The organism is Metabacillus rhizosphaerae, from assembly GCF_037201795.1.
Lineage (GTDB): Bacteria > Bacillota > Bacilli > Bacillales > Bacillaceae > Metabacillus > Metabacillus rhizosphaerae.
In genome coordinates this window covers 2,855,852-2,873,584 of the sequence record NZ_CP147403.1, presented here as the reverse complement: position 1 = coordinate 2,873,584, position 17,733 = coordinate 2,855,852, and the positions used below count along the sequence as shown (strand labels likewise).

24 protein-coding genes are annotated in these 17,733 nt (G+C 33.7%); 8 read left to right on the top strand and 16 right to left on the bottom strand.

Features of this window, described 5'->3' with window-relative positions:
- Positions 1-9: 9 nt before the first annotated feature.
- The 3 genes from WCV66_RS14230 to cdaS form a co-directional block, all read right to left on the bottom strand.
- A complete protein-coding gene (locus WCV66_RS14230) occupies positions 10-897 on the bottom strand; it encodes an AAA family ATPase (RefSeq protein WP_185653497.1) in 888 nt (295 codons plus the stop codon).
- A gap of 446 nt (positions 898-1,343) precedes the next feature.
- The gene (locus tag WCV66_RS14225) at positions 1,344-2,378 is read right to left on the bottom strand and encodes a LysM peptidoglycan-binding domain-containing protein (protein ID WP_338785788.1); all 1,035 of its coding nucleotides are present in this window, start codon (positions 2,376-2,378) and stop codon (positions 1,344-1,346) included.
- Positions 2,379-2,727: 349 nt separating this feature from the next.
- The gene (cdaS, locus tag WCV66_RS14220; RefSeq protein WP_232329029.1) at positions 2,728-3,351 is read right to left on the bottom strand and encodes a sporulation-specific diadenylate cyclase CdaS; all 624 of its coding nucleotides are present in this window, start codon (positions 3,349-3,351) and stop codon (positions 2,728-2,730) included.
- A 323-nt stretch (positions 3,352-3,674) separates the two neighbouring features.
- Between cdaS and WCV66_RS14215 the strand changes: the two genes are divergently transcribed.
- Positions 3,675-5,039: an MATE family efflux transporter gene (locus WCV66_RS14215; protein WP_338785787.1), complete on the top strand. Its 1,365-nt coding sequence runs from the start codon at positions 3,675-3,677 to the stop codon at positions 5,037-5,039.
- 56 nt (positions 5,040-5,095) lie between these two features.
- Here the strand turns inward: WCV66_RS14215 and bshB2 are convergent, their stop codons facing one another.
- Genes bshB2 through rarD form a run of 4 tightly spaced genes read right to left on the bottom strand, consistent with a single transcriptional unit; the run spans position 5,096 to position 7,417 of the window.
- Positions 5,096-5,770 (bottom strand): bacillithiol biosynthesis deacetylase BshB2, encoded by a 675-nt coding sequence (bshB2, locus tag WCV66_RS14210; RefSeq protein WP_066332796.1) that lies wholly within the window; start codon positions 5,768-5,770, stop codon positions 5,096-5,098.
- 42 nt (positions 5,771-5,812) lie between these two features.
- Entirely contained in the window at positions 5,813-6,163 is a 351-nt protein-coding gene (locus WCV66_RS14205; protein ID WP_066332792.1) for a YojF family protein, read from the bottom strand.
- Positions 6,164-6,185: 22 nt separating this feature from the next.
- Positions 6,186-6,449 (bottom strand): hypothetical protein, encoded by a 264-nt coding sequence (locus tag WCV66_RS14200; RefSeq protein WP_066332789.1) that lies wholly within the window; start codon positions 6,447-6,449, stop codon positions 6,186-6,188.
- Between the two features lie 26 nt (positions 6,450-6,475).
- Positions 6,476-7,417, bottom strand: coding sequence for an EamA family transporter RarD (gene rarD / locus WCV66_RS14195; protein WP_338785785.1), 942 nt, complete (start codon positions 7,415-7,417; stop codon positions 6,476-6,478).
- Between the two features lie 143 nt (positions 7,418-7,560).
- Between rarD and WCV66_RS14190 the strand changes: the two genes are divergently transcribed.
- Entirely contained in the window at positions 7,561-8,022 is a 462-nt protein-coding gene (locus tag WCV66_RS14190) for an Hsp20/alpha crystallin family protein (RefSeq protein WP_338785784.1), read from the top strand.
- A gap of 205 nt (positions 8,023-8,227) precedes the next feature.
- Here the strand turns inward: WCV66_RS14190 and WCV66_RS14185 are convergent, their stop codons facing one another.
- The 3 genes from WCV66_RS14185 to WCV66_RS14175 all read right to left on the bottom strand — a co-directional run bounded on the left by WCV66_RS14185 (position 8,228) and on the right by WCV66_RS14175 (position 9,655).
- Positions 8,228-8,461, bottom strand: coding sequence for a hypothetical protein (locus WCV66_RS14185; RefSeq protein ID WP_338785783.1), 234 nt, complete (start codon positions 8,459-8,461; stop codon positions 8,228-8,230).
- A 128-nt stretch (positions 8,462-8,589) separates the two neighbouring features.
- Positions 8,590-9,330: an SDR family oxidoreductase gene (locus WCV66_RS14180; protein ID WP_066332775.1), complete on the bottom strand. Its 741-nt coding sequence runs from the start codon at positions 9,328-9,330 to the stop codon at positions 8,590-8,592.
- Positions 9,331-9,334: 4 nt separating this feature from the next.
- The gene (locus tag WCV66_RS14175; RefSeq protein ID WP_066332772.1) at positions 9,335-9,655 is read right to left on the bottom strand and encodes a winged helix-turn-helix transcriptional regulator; all 321 of its coding nucleotides are present in this window, start codon (positions 9,653-9,655) and stop codon (positions 9,335-9,337) included.
- A 143-nt stretch (positions 9,656-9,798) separates the two neighbouring features.
- Here WCV66_RS14175 and WCV66_RS14170 point away from each other — a divergent pair, with 143 nt between their 5' ends.
- Entirely contained in the window at positions 9,799-10,425 is a 627-nt protein-coding gene (locus WCV66_RS14170; protein WP_338785782.1) for a nitroreductase family protein, read from the top strand.
- Between the two features lie 271 nt (positions 10,426-10,696).
- Here WCV66_RS14170 and WCV66_RS14165 read toward each other — a convergent pair whose 3' ends face one another.
- Positions 10,697-12,085 (bottom strand): S41 family peptidase, encoded by a 1,389-nt coding sequence (locus WCV66_RS14165; RefSeq protein WP_338785781.1) that lies wholly within the window; start codon positions 12,083-12,085, stop codon positions 10,697-10,699.
- Positions 12,086-12,380: 295 nt separating this feature from the next.
- Here WCV66_RS14165 and WCV66_RS14160 point away from each other — a divergent pair, with 295 nt between their 5' ends.
- The 3 genes from WCV66_RS14160 to WCV66_RS14150 all read left to right on the top strand — a co-directional run bounded on the left by WCV66_RS14160 (position 12,381) and on the right by WCV66_RS14150 (position 13,774).
- Complete coding sequence (locus WCV66_RS14160; RefSeq protein WP_338785780.1) at positions 12,381-12,653, top strand: hypothetical protein; 273 nt, start codon at positions 12,381-12,383, stop codon at positions 12,651-12,653.
- A 58-nt stretch (positions 12,654-12,711) separates the two neighbouring features.
- The gene (locus WCV66_RS14155) at positions 12,712-13,425 is read left to right on the top strand and encodes a class I SAM-dependent methyltransferase (protein ID WP_338785779.1); all 714 of its coding nucleotides are present in this window, start codon (positions 12,712-12,714) and stop codon (positions 13,423-13,425) included.
- 94 nt (positions 13,426-13,519) lie between these two features.
- On the top strand, positions 13,520-13,774 hold the full coding sequence (locus WCV66_RS14150; protein WP_066332751.1) for a hypothetical protein: 255 nt from the start codon (positions 13,520-13,522) through the stop codon (positions 13,772-13,774).
- A 125-nt stretch (positions 13,775-13,899) separates the two neighbouring features.
- Here the strand turns inward: WCV66_RS14150 and WCV66_RS14145 are convergent, their stop codons facing one another.
- From WCV66_RS14145 to deoD, 3 genes are all read right to left on the bottom strand, one after another.
- Positions 13,900-14,406: a mismatch-specific DNA-glycosylase gene (locus WCV66_RS14145; RefSeq protein ID WP_066332747.1), complete on the bottom strand. Its 507-nt coding sequence runs from the start codon at positions 14,404-14,406 to the stop codon at positions 13,900-13,902.
- Between the two features lie 13 nt (positions 14,407-14,419).
- Complete coding sequence (locus tag WCV66_RS14140; RefSeq protein WP_338785778.1) at positions 14,420-15,256, bottom strand: M15 family metallopeptidase; 837 nt, start codon at positions 15,254-15,256, stop codon at positions 14,420-14,422.
- A gap of 198 nt (positions 15,257-15,454) precedes the next feature.
- Positions 15,455-16,162 carry a purine-nucleoside phosphorylase gene (deoD, locus tag WCV66_RS14135; protein WP_066332740.1) on the bottom strand — a complete coding sequence of 236 codons (708 nt, stop codon included), beginning with the start codon at positions 16,160-16,162 and terminating at the stop codon, positions 15,455-15,457.
- A gap of 212 nt (positions 16,163-16,374) precedes the next feature.
- Between deoD and WCV66_RS14130 the strand changes: the two genes are divergently transcribed.
- Positions 16,375-16,515 carry a hypothetical protein gene (locus tag WCV66_RS14130; protein ID WP_185653503.1) on the top strand — a complete coding sequence of 47 codons (141 nt, stop codon included), beginning with the start codon at positions 16,375-16,377 and terminating at the stop codon, positions 16,513-16,515.
- A 5-nt stretch (positions 16,516-16,520) separates the two neighbouring features.
- Entirely contained in the window at positions 16,521-16,670 is a 150-nt protein-coding gene (locus WCV66_RS14125; protein ID WP_185653504.1) for a hypothetical protein, read from the top strand.
- A gap of 42 nt (positions 16,671-16,712) precedes the next feature.
- Here the strand turns inward: WCV66_RS14125 and WCV66_RS14120 are convergent, their stop codons facing one another.
- A complete protein-coding gene (locus tag WCV66_RS14120; protein WP_066332735.1) occupies positions 16,713-17,024 on the bottom strand; it encodes a YodL domain-containing protein in 312 nt (103 codons plus the stop codon).
- Positions 17,025-17,094: 70 nt separating this feature from the next.
- The gene (locus WCV66_RS14115) at positions 17,095-17,721 is read right to left on the bottom strand and encodes a phosphatase PAP2 family protein (protein ID WP_198165148.1); all 627 of its coding nucleotides are present in this window, start codon (positions 17,719-17,721) and stop codon (positions 17,095-17,097) included.
- Between the last annotated feature and the right edge of the window lie 12 nt (positions 17,722-17,733).

Here is a 17,733-nt window from a genome sequence, read left to right as displayed (position 1 = left end):
GTAATAACCTCACTCGAATAAAGTCTCTGCTAGATTGCGAATGGCCGCTTTTTCCCTTTCATCCTCTAACTTATCAACAATTCCTCTTTCAATGGCGCGAAGTGGTGGTAAAAATCCTGCTAAATCACAGGTGTCTATTAATGCACGAATTGAAGCTGCTTCCTCAGATACTTGCCCATTATGTACAAGTGCAAGCAAATCTGCTGAAAGCTTCGTAAAGGTATTTAATAATTTTTTATCAGTAAGTCTTGATTGGCTTTGTAAGACATTATTTAATTCTTGACCTTGAATATAAGGTACATCGATGACGACAAAACGATTTTTAAGCGCCTCATTTAATGGCACTGTCCCAACATATCCTTCATTGATAGCTGCAACCACACCAAAATATCTATCTGCTTTAATAACTTCACCAGTAAATGGATTTGTGATCATTCTTCGATAATCAAGCACTCCATTTAAAATAGGCAATGTTTCAGGTTTCGCCATATTTATTTCATCAATATATAATAAATGTCCACTTTTCATCGATTTTACAACAGGACCATTCACAAATTTAATCGTTGTGGATCCATTTTGATTTTCAATCGTTTTAAATCCTAAAAGTGCTTCCGCATCCATATCAATTGAACAGTTTATACTGTGCATTGGTTGTTGAAATAAATTAGACAATGTTTCTGCAAGCTTTGTCTTTCCAGATCCTGTTGGGCCTTTCAATAAGACATTTTTCCCTAATGCCAGTGCAATCATTGCATCTATTAAAATCGAATCATCTGATGGCGTAAATCCACCTTTTCCTACTAATAAAGCTTCTTCTTCATTAATTGGGCTTTGTGAACGATTTTGTATAAGTGTTTTTATTTCATCAGGTAAATTAAAAGATTGTAAATTATCCATTTAAATAGTCCTTCTTTCTAACTTATCTATCTCTTTTTATTAACATAACCAAAGATGAGTATACTAGAAACGAGTGGTGGTTACAAAGGAAACGAATAGAGAATGTTGTTAACTAAGGCTGTTTTCGCAAACTTTGTTGCTTTTAAAATAGTTTTAGGTTGGTTGATTGGCACTCCAGGATGCTCGCTTTCCATGGGGCGGGCGATGAGCCTCCTCAGCGCGAAGAGCCTGCGGGGTCTCATCTGTCCCACTACTCCCACAGGAGTCTCGCATATCCGTTCTAATCAACCTAATCAGTATTGTTCAAATACAACAATCTTTTAGAAAAGAGCTTTAACTAAATAATGAAGAATGCTGGTAGTAGCTTGTATTTTCTGAAATTTTAACCAACAAAAAAAGAACCTATCAATTTAGGCTCTTATTTTGCTGGATAGTTAATTAATTTTTTAGAAACGTTTAGCACCTAAATAACGTTGCTTCCAATAGGAATTATCTAAGTTGGAGATTGTAACACCAGAACTACTAGCATGAATAAATTCATTATTTCCTAAATAAATTCCCATATGTGAGGGACCTGCTTTATAGGTTGTAAAATAGACAAAATCACCTTTAGAAGGTGTGCTAATTGACTTCATCGTATCCCAATACCCTGCTGTGCTTAAACGAGAAACAGATGTAACTTTATTTAGGACATAGTAAATGAATCCACTGCAATCAAAACCAGAAGGTGTATTCCCAGCCCATCTATACGGAGTACCCATTAAGGCTTTAGCTTCACTAATCATTTTATCAACTTTACTTGAATTGGTTGTGGTTTCCGGTGTAACTGTTTTATCCTCAGAAGATGTATTTACTTCCCCAGTCAGCTTTAAAACTTGCCCGATTCTTAGCATGTCTGATGTTAGATTATTAGCAACCTTAATCTCTGCGATAGTTAGGTTATACTTATTGGCGATTTTCCATAGAGAATCACCAGATTTCACTTTGTATGAACCAGTTGTACCTGTTTGAGTCGGCTGCTTAACAGGTTCTTCTGTTTGACTATTACCTGTTGATTCTGTAGTCGATTTATTTACGATCAGATTTTGCCCTACATAAATCATATCACTTTTTAGACCATTGAGCTTTTTCAATTCAGTTACTGATGTACCATACGCCCTAGCTAAATCCCATAAAGAATCTCCAGATTTCACCTTATGTGCTTTAGTAGAAGTTTTTTGTGTTGTTTCAGATTTAACTGGTGTTCCAGAAGACGGATTATTAGTTGTACCTGGAATTTCCAGAACTTGTCCTACTCTTAAGAAATCCGACTTTAATCCATTCAGACTCATTAATGTATTAACGGACGTGTTATATTTATGAGATAACTCCCAAAGAGTATCCCCACTTTCCACCTTCACATTGTCTGCTGCTGCTATTGAAGTAAATAGGGACGATCCTACTACAGCTGTTGCTGTCAATCCAATCAGTTTTTGTTTCATTACAAATAGTACCTCCTACGCTTGTATACAAATTTAGTTTAATAGATTAGTAGACGAAAAACTACAAAATTATTAGAAATATGGTATAAATAGATAAAAATAGGTAAAATGAAACAAATTTCTTCATTTTTATCATACATAAACAAGTAGTTGCTGACAATGAAATCTTTACTAAAATCCTTTGATATTAAAAAAATAAATGTAAAAAGGAGGCTGATTTAATAATTGTCAGCCTCCTTTTTGATATGAAAGTGTATTACATGATCTTTAATCGTTAATATTTACAAAGGTTTTGAATTTCTCTTTATAGCAATACAATTCCAAAGTTTAGAACTTAATGTAGATTTAACTAGTGAATACTATCTTTTGCCGTACTAATTGGATATAGTGTACCGTCCAAGGCAAATGACATTCTGCCTGTTTCCTCTGAAACCACTAATACAAGGGCATCTATCAATTCTGAAAGTCCAATTGCAGCTCGATGCCTTGTACCAACTTTTTCATTTCCAAAGTTTTGCGTAGTTAATGGTAAGACATTCGCAGCTGATACGATATAGTCCCCTTTTATATGAAGTGCGCCATCATGTAAAGGATTTCCCGGAAAGAATATACTTTCAATCAATCTGTTCGATAGATTTGCATTTAATTGAATACCCCCTTGTAGGAGGCTGTCAACTGGATTATTACGTTCAACAATTATTAGTGCTCCATGGCGTCGCTCAGATAAATTTTGAATAGCCTTTGCGATGTCAATGTAATTTTGTGTAAAGTCTGCTATATAGGTTTTTAAGTAAAAAAAGGAAGCAGAAGTTTGAATTTCATTAAACTGTTCTTTAATATGTGCAAGTTCACATAATAAGCAATAGTCCTTGTCCTCTATCGAAGATCTCATCGTTTCTGCTTCTTCAATAATTTGTTCTAAATGAAAAGCTATATGATTCTTAATGTTTGTAACTGTATTGTAGCCTTCCAAAATATCCGCCCCTTCCTTTGTTTTAGTTTTATTATTTTGCAAGATAATTATGAAAGATATTTTTATTCTAAAAAAGTCATTTTATTTTCAAATGTATCTTTTCCAATTATTTCAACATACTAGTAATGGGAGGTTTTGCCAATGCTAACACATAAAATACTACAATATACCTTTAGTATCCTTGGAGTACTTTCATTAGGCTTCTTTTATTATCAAATGTTTAAAGGTGAATCGAGAAAATCAGACAATCAACCAAAATAAGGTTTCTTTGTTTTTTTCATGTTATAATTCTCTAGTCAACAAGAAGAAACGAGGATATTTATATGAAGAAAACAGTTACAAAACGCGAAAAAATCATTCAATTATCGAGTATTTTATTCCCGATACTCATTACACAATTAGGATTGTATTCGATGAACTTTTTCGATACAACAATGTCAGGAAAAGTTCATCCTACTGACTTAGCAGGGGTTGCGATTGGTTCAAGTCTATGGGTGCCAGTTTATACCGGATTAAGTGGAATCTTGCTCTCCATAACACCAATTATTGCTCATTTAGTTGGTGCTAACAAAAATAAAGAAGTACCAAATATAATTATCCAAGGTTTATATTTAAGTGTAATACTTTCAATAATTATTATCATTGTTGGTTATTTTTCTTTAGATCCAATCTTAACTAACATGGGCCTAGAACAAGAAGTCCGCCATATTGCAAAGGGTTATTTAATTGCCTTATCTTTTGGAATTTTACCTTTGTTTATCTACGCTGTTTTAAGATGTTTTATCGATGCACTAGGTTTTACTAGAGTGACAATGTTTATTACTTTAACCTCACTACCAATTAATTTTGTGTTTAATTATTTATTTATTTTTGGAAAATTCGGGTTTCCTAAACTTGGGGGAATCGGTGCAGGTGTTGCCTCTGCTATTACGTATTGGTGTATTACTGTCATTGCGTTAGTCATTATTATGAAGCAGTCTCCTTTTAAAGAGTATTACGTATTTAAAACATTTTATAAGGCTTCTTTTAAGGCATGGAATGAGATATTAAAAATAGGCATTCCTATTGGATTATCTATTTTTTTTGAAACAAGTATTTTTGCCGCTGTTACCCTATTAATGAGCCAATACAATACGATAACGATCGCTTCCCATCAAGCTGCGATAAACTTCGCCTCCTTTCTTTATATGCTTCCATTAAGTATTTCAATGGCCTTAACAATCATTGTTGGCCATGAAGTTGGTGCAAAACGGTTAAAGGATGCAAAGCAATATAGTTATATAGGAATTGGATTGGCTATCTTTCTCTCAGCTTTATCTGCAGCTTGTATCTATTTCTTCCGTCCTGAGGTTGCATCTATTTATACGTCAGATGCAGCTGTATTAAAACTAACTCAGGACTTTTTAATCTATGCAATATTTTTTCAACTTTCAGATGCAATCGCTGCTCCTATTCAAGGAGTTTTAAGAGGATATAAGGATGTCAATATTACTTTTATAATGGCTCTTGTCTCATATTGGGTTATCGGATTACCTGTCGGCTATATGTTAGCAACCTATACAACATTAGATGCATTTGGATTTTGGATCGGGTTAATTTCTGGGCTCGCAGCGGGTGCTATTGGACTGTCAATTCGACTTCATATTATTCAGAGGAAAAATGAGATTGCCCTAATACAAAAAAGCTAATTCAGTGAATTAGCTTTTTTGTATGTATTAAATATGATTTTATTATTGAGTAAACCCTATTTTTCCCTGTCTTCCCATTTGTAAGTATAGTACGTTTCTTGCTCAAACCAATGCTTAGCTTCTGGATCATTATTTAATAGCTTTTCTTCCATCTGCTTTAACATCCCTTCAGTTTGTGAACGGTGAGCCTTAAGTGCTTGTAATTTTATATCCGCTACATCTGTAATATTAATCGTAATATCTGGGTCACCAATTTTTTCAAAGCGATTATTTGAAAAAGCCAGACAATAGGTTACAGGTCGTTTTTCAATCGGTCGACGTTTTAATGCACGAATAACTGCAGCACCGCATGCATCGTGATCCGGGTGGACTGCAAACCCTGGATAAAACGTAACAATAAGTGTGGGCTCAACATTATCAATTATTTCCTCCATCATATCAGCTAACTCTTCATCATCTTCAAATTCGATTGTTTTATCACGGAGTCCAAGCATCCTTAAGTCTTGTACGTCCATTGCCCTACAAGCGTCCTCTAACTCTTTCTTCCTGATAATTGGTAAAGATTCACGATTAGCAAAAAGTGGATTTCCCATATTTCTTCCCATTTCACCTAAGGTACCACAAGCATATGTAACCGGAATACCAGCTTTTCTTTTTTGTGCAATTAGTCCTGCAACACCAAATGACTCATCATCAGGGTGCGGTAAAATTACTAAAACATGTTCTTTCATTTTCAATCTCCTCTTTAGTTATTAATTTTAACGCATTAAATTTTAATACTGGAACGGTTTTTCACTTATTTGTAAAGCAATAGCTAATTGTCCTTCTGAGTTGTGACCAGCCATTAATAGTTGATTTTCATCATTATAGACCCAGTCCGTTAAACCCTCTGCATAAATCCATCCTTCATTCATTTTTAATCCGACACGATAAGGACCATTTCCAGTAATTTTTGCTTGATGATACGTTACTTTTGTATTTCGAATAAATGCAACTACAGTCATGTTTGATTCGTTTTTATGAGCAGAGTATGCTCCTGTTGTCGTTTCTAAATGTATATAAACTGTTTTGTTTAAAAATTGTTCTAAGTATGCTTGTACAGCTTGTTTTGTTATTGGCTTCATTTTTATAACTCCCTTATTAAATTTATTTCGTGAGCGTTTCAAGTACGTTAATATGTGAATCAATCAATTTTATTTTGTAGTCATCATTTAATGTAGAAGAGACAATTCTTTTGACAGATATGTGAAACTTCTCATAAGGACTTTTCCGAAGTCGTGGATGTGTCATTTCATCCTTTAGTTCCTTTTCAATTGCAGCTCTCAAAGTCTCAGTCTCATCAATTTCAATAGGTAGTTCTCGGTTTATCCATAGTTGTCGATATGCATCTAATAATTCTTTTGCACCCATCATAATCCCTCAATTTCTTCTCTTCTTTACATACCAATTGTATTTTTTCTTGATCGTTTTACTTCAACTTTTTTAAAGTAATTTGAATTAGATAATGTAAAAAGGATTAATGCACTCCAAATAAACGTAAATGTAACCATTTCAATCGTCGTAAACGGTTCTTTATATACGACAATTCCGATAACTAACGTTATGGTTGGTGCTATATATTGGAGCACTCCAACCATAAATAATGGGATGCGTTGTGCACCACTTGCAAAAAGTAATAATGGTAAAGCTGTTGCGACGCCTGCTCCTACCAATAATAAATTTGTTGATACATCAAAAGCTAAAAATTCAGATTTGCCTTGACTAGCTATCACCCATAAATAGTATACTGCTATCGGAGTTACAACCATCGTCTCAAACGTTAAGCCAATTGTTGAACTGAATTTTGTCAGCTTTTTCGTCAACCCGTACAATCCAAAGCTTAATGCTAAAGTTAAAGCTACCCATGGAATTTCCCCATAATGAATTGTCATGATCATAACACCAATTGCCGCAACACCGAAGGACATCTTTTGCCAAAAATTTAACTTCTCTTTAAAGAAGATCATTCCTAAAAGGACACTTATTAAAGGATTTATATAATATCCTAAGCTTGCCTCAATCATATGTTCATTATTAACAGACCATATGTATACAAACCAATTTATGCTTATTAGTAAAGATGAGAAAACTAATGAAAGAAATAATAGCGGTTGTTTTATCATCCTCTTACTTGCGACTATTATATTTTTCCATTCTTTATTTAAAGAAAGTAAAATGAGCATAAATAAAAATGACCAAAATATTCTGTGTGCTAGTATCTCTTCTGCTGATACATTTTCAATCATTTTCCAATATAAAGGTAATATCCCCCAAAGTAAATATGATCCCGCTGTATAAATAAGTCCTTGTTTGTATGTATTTCCTGCTGATGTATTCACTTCTATAACCTCACTTCTTATGCACTTAACGTTCATTATAAACTTGAAAGTTCATGTCCTACAAGATATAAGCATTGCTAACCGTTTTCTTTTACATTGCATATCATGTTAATAACTATCTTCATCATTAAGGATGTGAAAAAATGTTTCCTTGGAATAAACAATTTCCATTCGATCAAAAGGGATTTACTCAACACATTAATAAAATGAATCCAAAGGAAGTTGAAAACTATATACAATCAGTAATGAAAAATGTTTTTGGAGAAGATTTCACTCAAAGCTTTCCATTTCAAGGAGAACTTACTCAAAATGAAAAAAGAGGAAACACTGCCAAAAAATCGTCGCCAGAAATTTTTGAAACAAACGATTTTGTATATGTAAAACTACCTGTTTCTAAAGACGATGTTGGAAAGATTAAAATACAGCATACAAACCATCAATTAATTGTTCACAACTACCCAAATCAATTAGATCAAAATAAATATTTGCTTCCATCTCCAGTAAAAAGGAAAGGAGCAAAAGCTAGGTTTATTGAAGGCTGCCTTGAAATACAATTTATTAGGTTACATGACCATAGTATTTCAGAAGTAGATATTTCCTATTAATATAGAAATTAACCCACTAATAATACAAAACCACACTCGCTTTAAAGCAACAGAAAAGAGCCAAAATCAAAAGAAACTACCTACAGATAGGTAGTTTCTTTTGATTTTAAGGAACTTATTTAACCCCTAATGGAAGGAGTGCTCTTAGTGAAATTCAAAATTCCGTTCATTTTTGATGGTGCGAGTCATTTGAGATAAAAGATTGTTAATATGGGTACCCCCCGCCATATGGATAGCCATAGCTACTACCATACCCATAACCATATGGATTTCCACCATAAGGATAAGGTGGATAAGGTGGATAAAATGGTGGTCTCGGTCTAAAAATCGCACTTCCGACTAAACCACCAAGCAAACCGCCCACAAACGGACCACCAAAAAAGAATCTTCCACCAGGGTATGGTCTATGAATATTATTTCGCATCATATAAGGTGACATTATATTTCCTCCTCTAATATTTACCTACACTAAAAAGTATTCATAAAAGTAAATATTGAGTGGGCTAATATCTATGTTTTAGGTAATTAGTTTAAATTCTTTGAGAATCATAAACGAAATGCCTGAAATCATTCCTCATAAATCATCTTTTTAGTCATTCCACCGTCTATAACAAGATTTGTACCTGTTACAAAATCATTTTCATCCATCGTTAAATATAAACATGCCCTTGCAACATCAATTGGTTTACCAACTCTTTTCGAAAAATGCTGTGTATGATCAATTTCCCTTAATAATTGATAATCACCCGTTTCAATCCACCCAGGAGAAATCGCATTGACTTGAATGTTATCTTCTCCAAGTGAGGCTGCCAGAGCATGTGTTATTGCAATTATTCCACCCTTTGTAGCAGCATAAGACTCCGAGTTTTTCTCAGACATAATAGCTCTTGTTGAAGCAATATTTATGATCTTTCCACCGTATTGATTTTTTTTCATATATTTAGCAGCTTCTCTAGATGCAAACATCACACTTTTTAAATTTGTTGAGATAACTGAATCCCACTCTTCAACCGTTATGTCATATGGTGAAACCCATTTTGAAATACCAGCATTATTAATAAGTATATCAATTGTATTATATCGTAAGATTGTTTCTCGCATCAAAGTTTCAATGTCTGATACTTGTGATACATCTGCTTTTATATAGCTGACGAGTAAGGATTGCGCTTGGTATTCCTTTTCTAATTCTTTACCTGTGTCTTCATCAATATCAGCTATAATGACTTTATATCCTTTCACAGCATATTGAGAAACAATTTCTTTCCCTATTCCTTTTGATCCTCCAGTCACGATAACTGTTTTAGACATACAATCAGTCCTCCTCAGGAGTACAATATGTGTTAGCCCAGATTCCAACTTCGTTCATAACACCTTCTAAGTGTTTACCCTTTTTAGTTAATTGATAAATTACTTTCACAGGTGTTTCATCATAAACAATCCTTTCCAAAAGACCTTCATTTTCCAACTCTTTTAGCCTTTCAGATAACATCTTTTGACTAATACTAGGGATAATCTCTGTCAGATCCTTAAATCTTTTAGGACCATCTAATAAAACATGAATGATGATACCAATCCATCGTTTACCTAAAAGACGAAAGGCAGATTCCATTTTCGGACAAAGATTGATCTTCATAATTATCGCCCCTTGTTTTAATTTCTTGACTCATTTTATCACATCAACTATTATATGTTATGTGAAAGAACTTACAAAAAGTAAGTATATAACTTTTAGTATAAAAGAAATATACAGCAAATTCAACCAAGGAGGCTTTTCACATGAGTACAACAACATACGCAGAAGATCTATTTACAGTTCTTAATAATCGAGCATCTGTACGTCACTACGATCCTAAAGTTAAAATATCAGAAGCAGAATTATCTGAGATTTTAACCTATTCAACTAAGGCACCATCAGCATGGAACTTGCAGCATTGGCATTTTACTGTTTTTAAGAGCGAAGAGTCAAAGCAAAAGTTACTTCCTGTCGCTTATAATCAAAGTCAAATCGTTGAGTCATCTGCAGTTATCGCGATTTTAGGTGACCTTGAAGCCAATAACAATACTGATTTAGTATATGATCCATTAGTAGAAGCTGGCTATATTACACCTGAAATTAAAGAAACATTAGCAGGTCAAATAAGTCGTGCCTATACTGATAAAGCATTTGCTAGAGATGCAGCATTTTTAAATGCTTCCTTAGCAGCCATGCAAGTAATGCTAGCAGCTAAAGCAAAAGGATATGATACTTGTTCCATAGGTGGCTTTAATAAAGAACAATTTATAAAAGAATTTAACATCTCAGAAAGATTCGTACCGATAATGTTGATTACCATTGGAAAAGCAGTTAAACCAGCACATCAAAGCAACCGCTTGGAACTTGAACAAGTATCTACTTGGCTATAATCTTTTAATAAAAGGCTCTGTTAAGCTTGGTTGTTGATTTCCGCTGCAGGCGTTCGCTTTCCGCGGGCGGCCCAGGAGCCTCCTCGGTGCTCTGCACCTGTGGGGTCTCCCTTGGATTCGCACTCCCGCAGGAGTCTTCACATATCCGCTCCAATCAACAAGGTGCCAAATCAACAGTGATCTTTAACAGAGACTAATTAAAAAAGACAGATCCCTTTCCTTGCACGAATTTATGCAAGGAAAGCATACTGTCTTTAATTCATAAGTTTGGTTACATCTTTTCTTTCAGTACAGATATCGCCTTTTCAAGCTGTGTATCATTTTCTTGTAATTTACTTTGAATCAGTTCCATGATTTTCATTGTGGTTTCACCAGTTATTTTTCCATCCATTGTAAGTTTATGTTGCTTTTGAAAATCTTTAACTGCTTTTTCAGTACTATCATCAAAGTAGCCTTCTACACTAACTTCTTCATAACCTAATGCTTTTAACATTTGTTGAGCTGCATTTACTTCAGTTTTAGAATCACCTTTTTTAAGAACAATTTCTGGATTAATAAAAGGTAAGTTTGCATAGTCAGGAAGTTCTGCCTTTATTTGTGGCTCTATCCCTTTTTCATGAATCCAAGTACCATCAGGAGTTAGCCATTTTGCAGTTGTATATTTTACTGATGATGTATCTTTAAATGATTCAGCTGATTGGACTGTTCCTTTTCCAAAGGTTTTTTCACCAACTAAAGGAATTCCTGCTGACTGATGTAATGCTGCAGCCATGATTTCGCCAGCACTTGCAGTTCCACCATCAATCAAAACGGTTATTGGTAAGTCAATTGCTGCCTCATTCTCTGATTTATACACTTCTTTAGAACCATTATTATATTCTACTTGAAGGATATTTTCCCCCTTCGCTACAAATAGTTCTGACATAGCTAAGGCTTGATCCATTAATCCACCTGGGTTTTGGCGCAGGTCTATAATTAACCCTTCTACTTTTTTCTCTTGTAAATCTGTTAACGATTTTGCTAATTCTTCACCTGTAGTTTCGGAAAATTTGGTAATTTGAATTTTACCTATATTATCCTCAACAACCTCCGAATAAACTGTTTCTAATGGGATTGTGTCACGGGTAATTGTAAAATTCAACTCGCCTACCCCTTCACGTCTGACAACAAGATTGACTTTTGTACCCTTTTCACCTCTAATTTTCATTACTGCTTCATTGACCGAAAGGCCTTCAATTGACTCTTTATCAACTTTTAGAATGACATCTTTTGGCTTTAATCCAACTTCTTCAGCAGGTGACCCTTTTATAGGAGAAACAATCAAAATAGTACCATTACTTTCTTGAATTTCAGCACCAATTCCTTCAAATGAAGATGAGATATTTTCACTAAAACTCTTCGCTTGTTCAACATCCATATAAACAGAGTATGGGTCTTCTAGGGATTCAACCATCCCTTTAATTGCCCCTTCCACAAGCTTGTCTGTATCAATATCTTTGTAATAACCCTTTTGTAAAATATCATACGTTGATCTTAACTTTTGGAAAGGGTCTCCATTACCAGCAATACTTACCTCTTTAGGTTTAACAATACTGTATGTAATACCCGCAGTAACAATTGCTGTAACAATAATCCAAATGAACAATCTACTCTTTTTCACTGTAACAATTACACCACCTTTATGTATGTACCTATTATGTCTAAGGTAAATTAAAACGTCAACAATTATGAGGAAAAGGTTCGTTTTTATAATTAAATCATATAAGAAATTATGTAGTCTATTGGGTTTAGTACTATGCAAAAATAAATCCATCGTTTTATCTAGAACGGTTTTTTTTAGTGTTGAATAGTTATAACAGTAATTTATTTTTTCATTTCGACAAATTGCCCGATACTTTTTCATTAATTAATTGTAAAGTTTATTACACGAATGTAAATTCAGGAGGTAATGTACCATGCAACTAGCAGAATACATTGGAAAAACTGATTTAGCAATGATTAATTTTTCATTTTTATTAATAGAAGATATTGATAATAAAATTAAATCGAAAGCATTTTTTTATAAAAATCAAATTTCAAGTTATATAAATGATTGTGTCGATCATTTTTTAAATACTTTACATGTAAAATATTCGCTTCAAACGATATACAAAGCTGAAATTCATCAAATGATTACTCCAAAATTAAATAAAATTTTTGAGAAACATTGCATTTTTAGCTGTATCTAAGCACCTGTCCTTTTGTTCCCGCATAATTTAAGTTTAGGGAACTGAATGGAGGTATTCAATGAATTATTTAAATCTGTTATCTTTATTAGGTATCGGTGGTGCACATCCCGGTGGAATAATGCTAACAAAAAAAATTTTTGAAAGTGAACAATTCCCGTTAGATAGTACAATACTTGACGCTGGTTGTGGAACAGGACAAACGACAAGCTATTTGCACCAATTAGGTTATCAAATAACTGGGTTGGACATTAACACACAAATGATTGAACATGCAAAAAATAGAAACCTCAACTTAAATTTTGATATACCTTATATGAATGAAGATCTTTCACATACGACTGTTCCTAACGATACGTATGATCTTATTTTATGTGAATCTGTATTGAATTTCACCTCGCTTCCAAACACTTTACCGGAACTTTCACGCATATTAAAGCCAGGAGGTATTGTGGTCGCGATTGAGATGATTCGAAATGCCTCGCTTACAACAGAGGAAGAATTAGAACTTACAGCATTTTACGGATGTGAACATATATATTCCATAAGAGAATGGAATAATCTATTTACTGAATATGAGCTACCAATTTATAAGCATTTATCACAGGTAGATCTTACTTTTGATGATAATGAACCTACCACAGAATTTAGCCCAATTAAATCAATTCCCGATCACGCTTTCATGCTTCTTTCTGAACATGAAAGACTAACAATAAAATACGCTAATAAACTTTCTTATTGTGTATTTTTTGCTCGTAAAAAGCGTAACAATTAAGCTTACTCAATTTATTATAGCTAGGTTTAGCGTACAATCTCTTACTGTTCATTTCACATAAGATATGTTAAATGAGCGTAAGGGAGGGAAAGTCATGTCACAACACTATTATAATTTATGTTGTCGCTATAACGGCAAGGTTGTTAGGATTAATGATAGAAATGGTCGTGTACATGTAGGGAGAATTTGTAGAGTTTCGAATAATAAAGTCTTTATCGAGCCTATGGTACAAAGAGGTGGATATGGTCTTGGTTTCTATGGTGGTTACGGGTACGGTTATGGATACCCATATGGGATTGGTTTAGGATTTATTACTGGGATCGCTTTAGCTGGTTTATTTTTCTGGTAAATAGACGCTAACGCTTTTTTCATTTGCAGTTTACCTTTAGACTTCAAGAGTATTAAGATATTAAGAACTAGCTAATTGAAAAACTATACTTCAAAAAGGGAAGGCTTACAGCCTTCCCTTTACTACTAACATTGGCAGTATTTAGTTACGTCTTTATAAATGGAAATAATGTCATCGATTCTCATCCTAACTAATCCACTTGAGGATGGTGCAACAAAATCAATGACTCCTTCTACAATACTGTGCTCTTGTTTTCCCCAGTCTGCCTTTTTTCTTTGACTATATTGAAGATAAACACCTTTCCCTACAAAAAAGGCTATTTTAGGTTTATATTCATCTATTTTTTGCCGTAGAATAATTCTTCCTACTTTATATTCTTCAGAAGTGATTTCTTCGGCAGCTCTTGATGGCCGTGAGACAATATTTGTAAATCCAATCCCGTTGTTTAGCAACGTAAAATCTTCTTCTGGTTTATACTGTCGAACAGTTATACCTGCTTCATATAATATTTTCCAAAAACGATTATGCTTATTTGCATAATGATGTCCCACTTCTCCAGATACAAGACTAGGATTAAATCCAATGAAAAGGATCCTCAAATCCTGTTTTATATGGTCCATTTTATCTAACATAAACTAATCTCCGCTATATTTTTTTCACCTTTTGAAAATACTCTTCTAAAGTGAGCCCGTTCTTGTAGATTATCGCTGCCTTTTCTTTTCCAACATAACGTAAATGCCAAGGCTCATATTGATATCCTGTAATGGATTCTTTTCCTTTTGGGTATCGGATAATAAAACCTGCTTTATGTGCATTCTCTTTGACCCATTTACCCTCTATTGACTCACCAAAATCCTCAGTTATTTCAAGATTTACACTTCTACTCGTAACATCCATTGCTAAACCTGTTTGATGTTCACTTTGACCTGGAAGAGCAACTGCATGTAGAGCCTGTTCTTCACCTTTATCTTCTTTTTCAACATTAAATATCCCTTGTTGTCTTGAATATGATCGAAACCCAGATACAGCAAGTAATTCAATACCATTATTTTTAGCTATGGAAAATAATTCCTCTAAAGCTTGTGCTGCCTCTTGTCTTAAATATCGTTTCGGTATATCCTCTTCACCAAATGAAAATTCAACGTTTGGAGCAACCAAGTCTGTTGGCTCATATTCCTCTGGTAAAGTATATTCTTTATTTACCATTGAGAGAATATTTGTCGGATTTTCAATTATTTTATCTCCGTCTACTTGTTTTACAACATTAAAAAAGTTTGACTCTAATAGAAAATCTTCATCAATTTGCTTTTCCTCTGATACAACTAAATTATTTTCTATTTCACTTCTTTGACCCGACTGTTTTATATCCTGCCCCTCATGATTTCCGCTAAACGGCATCCCATTTGGAAGTGAGAAGCTTGTGCAAGCTGTAAGTGTTACAGCAAGAGACAAAATCATACTTATTTTTACATAATGCGACATATTACCACCCTACCCTAAAATCAATAACATTACTTATTTTATCATTAAATTACATTCGAAATAAATGATTATTAGCTCCTACTCACATCTTTACCTTTATACCTAAATATTTAAACTCATTACTTGCCAAATATTATCGACAATTTCTGCATTACAAGAGTAGTTTATAGCACAAAAAAACGTGTGCTGGTGCACACGTTAATCTTTCTTTATAGCTGCATCAAGTGCAACGACGATCATATCATTAAATGTAGTTTGTCTCTCTTCTGAAGTTGTTTCTTCACCTGTTAATATATGGTCACTTACTGTTAAAACAGAAAGAGCTTTACGATCATATTTTGCAGCTAGTGTATAGAGGGCTGCTGATTCCATTTCGATTGCTAGGATACCATATTGTGCCCATTTTTCTAATTCAGCATTATCATTGTAAAACATGTCTGCTGTAAATACATTACCTACTTTAAGATTTAATCCTTTTTCAAGTCCTGTATCATAGGCCTTTTTAAGAAGATCAAAGTTAGCTGTAGGTGCATAATCAACCCCACCAAATGTTAAGCGATTCATTTGCGAATCAGTTGAAGCACTCATTGCCAATATGACATCTCGCACTTTTACATCCTTTTGAATCGCACCACATGTTCCCACACGGATTAACTGTTGTACACCATAGCTCTGCATAAGCTCATTTATGTATATAGAGATTGACGGAACTCCCATACCCGTTCCTTGCACAGAAATTCTGTTTCCTTTATATGTCCCAGTAAAGCCAAGCATTCCTCTTACTTCATTGTAACAAGTCACATCATTTAAAAACGTTTCTGCAATATATTTTGCACGTAATGGATCACCGGGTAGTAATACCGTTTCAGCAATTTCATTCTCTTTTGCACCAATATGTACACTCATTTTACTTTTCCCTCCTATTTAAATGTAACTAAAGAGTCAATTTACTATACCATAAGAAATATTCCAAATAAAAGTTTACCCGAGAGAAAATAGGGATATTGTAACACCTTTTCAAATACATAATTAATTTTATGCTAATCATTTTTTTACAGCTTTATCTTAAGCTAGGAGGGAAATGATATAAATGTAAATCTATTTAGGAGGGGAAAAATTTGAAAAAGAAACTAGAACAAGCTGTACAGCATGCAAATGAAACAAATCCAGGTTCTCGAAACAGATCACACCCTCAAGCATCAAAAAAATCAAAAAAACAAAAAACTCACAATAATAACAACACAAATGAAATGGGGTAAATTAAATGGGTAAAAAGCATCGTAATCGAATTACACCTAAAAAGAATAATCATATTCCACCAGAAGTAACTGGCGCTGAGGAAATTGCTCATGGTAAGGAAGAATCTTCAGCAAAGCGAAAAAATGGTCCTGGACATAATCAAGAATCTCATTAATATAGGATTAGAAAAGCTGACAGTTTTAATAAACTGTCAGCCTTACCTTACGTGAATACGATTTATTTGTTTCCATCCTTCTGGATGAAGCTTATAGTAAAATTGTCCTTTTTTCCCCTCATCAATTAATAATATATCACCTGTACATACATATCGTGCCTGATAATCTGGGGGCATTCGGTCTGCTACATTAAAGGTTTGAAAAGCCTTTTCTAATACATCATTATGTCTATTCCCTTCTAGAAAACACCGATAGACAGCTTCATACCCTTTCTTGTCTCCAAACTTAGGAGTTTGAAAAATCGTAATATCATATGTATTTAATCGTTTCTTAACCAATAAAGAATAAACCATATATCTCCCTCCAAGTAAGTCAGCATTATATACTACTTAAATTGGCTATTCATGGAGAAAATCCCTTTATCTAAAACAATCTTTTTTTGTCGAACAACTGATTTATTTTAGCTAATATTGTTGTTAAAACAATAAACCACACAAAACCTGCACTAAATCCTGCAACTACATCAGTAAGGTAATGAACACCCAAATATATTCTACTTAATCCAATTAAAAAAATTAAGGTTATCGTACTGATTAATAAAGTCTTATTTTGTTTATTTGTATTACTCAAATAACGAATTAATAGATAACAAATAAAGCTATAAACTGCCATGGAATTCATTGAATGACCGCTTGGAAAGCTATAATGTGCCGCTTCATATACTGCATTAAAAGAAGGGCGTTCTCTTAAAAATTGCTCTTTAAGCTGATAATTTAGCTGCCTTACACTATAAAGCATAACAAATAAAAAAACGACATCTATAACCTTCCGTCTAATAAGTAAAATAACCGCAATAACAAAACAAATTGGCAACATGTATTTAATCGATCCGATATCCGATATGAATAAAAACACATCATTCAATAACGGTGAGCGAACCTTTTCGAAAAAAAGTGTTACATTATTATCTAAAGAACCTATTACCTCATAGGGATAAATAATAGCGCAGAGTAGAAATATGAATAGTGATACAATAAACCACTTTATCAAAAGCATTCCTCT

Coding starts and splice junctions, on each gene's coding strand:
- WCV66_RS14230 (WP_185653497.1), bottom strand. CDS start 897: ATGGATAATTTACAATCTTTTAATTTACCTGATGAAATAAAAACACTT.
- WCV66_RS14180 (WP_066332775.1), bottom strand. CDS start 9,330: ATGTCTAAAACAGTTATCGTGACTGGAGGATCAAAAGGAATAGGGAAA.
- WCV66_RS14170 (WP_338785782.1), top strand. CDS start 9,799: ATGAGTACAACAACATACGCAGAAGATCTATTTACAGTTCTTAATAAT.
- WCV66_RS14185 (WP_338785783.1), bottom strand. CDS start 8,461: ATGTCACCTTATATGATGCGAAATAATATTCATAGACCATACCCTGGT.
- bshB2 (WP_066332796.1), bottom strand. CDS start 5,770: ATGAAAGAACATGTTTTAGTAATTTTACCGCACCCTGATGATGAGTCA.
- WCV66_RS14160 (WP_338785780.1), top strand. CDS start 12,381: ATGCAACTAGCAGAATACATTGGAAAAACTGATTTAGCAATGATTAAT.
- WCV66_RS14155 (WP_338785779.1), top strand. CDS start 12,712: ATGAATTATTTAAATCTGTTATCTTTATTAGGTATCGGTGGTGCACAT.
- WCV66_RS14140 (WP_338785778.1), bottom strand. CDS start 15,256: ATGTCGCATTATGTAAAAATAAGTATGATTTTGTCTCTTGCTGTAACA.
- WCV66_RS14190 (WP_338785784.1), top strand. CDS start 7,561: ATGTTTCCTTGGAATAAACAATTTCCATTCGATCAAAAGGGATTTACT.
- WCV66_RS14125 (WP_185653504.1), top strand. CDS start 16,521: ATGGGTAAAAAGCATCGTAATCGAATTACACCTAAAAAGAATAATCAT.
- WCV66_RS14175 (WP_066332772.1), bottom strand. CDS start 9,655: ATGAAGATCAATCTTTGTCCGAAAATGGAATCTGCCTTTCGTCTTTTA.
- WCV66_RS14205 (WP_066332792.1), bottom strand. CDS start 6,163: ATGAAGCCAATAACAAAACAAGCTGTACAAGCATACTTAGAACAATTT.
- WCV66_RS14120 (WP_066332735.1), bottom strand. CDS start 17,024: ATGGTTTATTCTTTATTGGTTAAGAAACGATTAAATACATATGATATT.
- WCV66_RS14225 (WP_338785788.1), bottom strand. CDS start 2,378: ATGAAACAAAAACTGATTGGATTGACAGCAACAGCTGTAGTAGGATCG.
- WCV66_RS14200 (WP_066332789.1), bottom strand. CDS start 6,449: ATGGGTGCAAAAGAATTATTAGATGCATATCGACAACTATGGATAAAC.
- WCV66_RS14145 (WP_066332747.1), bottom strand. CDS start 14,406: ATGTTAGATAAAATGGACCATATAAAACAGGATTTGAGGATCCTTTTC.
- WCV66_RS14150 (WP_066332751.1), top strand. CDS start 13,520: ATGTCACAACACTATTATAATTTATGTTGTCGCTATAACGGCAAGGTT.
- WCV66_RS14215 (WP_338785787.1), top strand. CDS start 3,675: ATGAAGAAAACAGTTACAAAACGCGAAAAAATCATTCAATTATCGAGT.
- deoD (WP_066332740.1), bottom strand. CDS start 16,162: ATGAGTGTACATATTGGTGCAAAAGAGAATGAAATTGCTGAAACGGTA.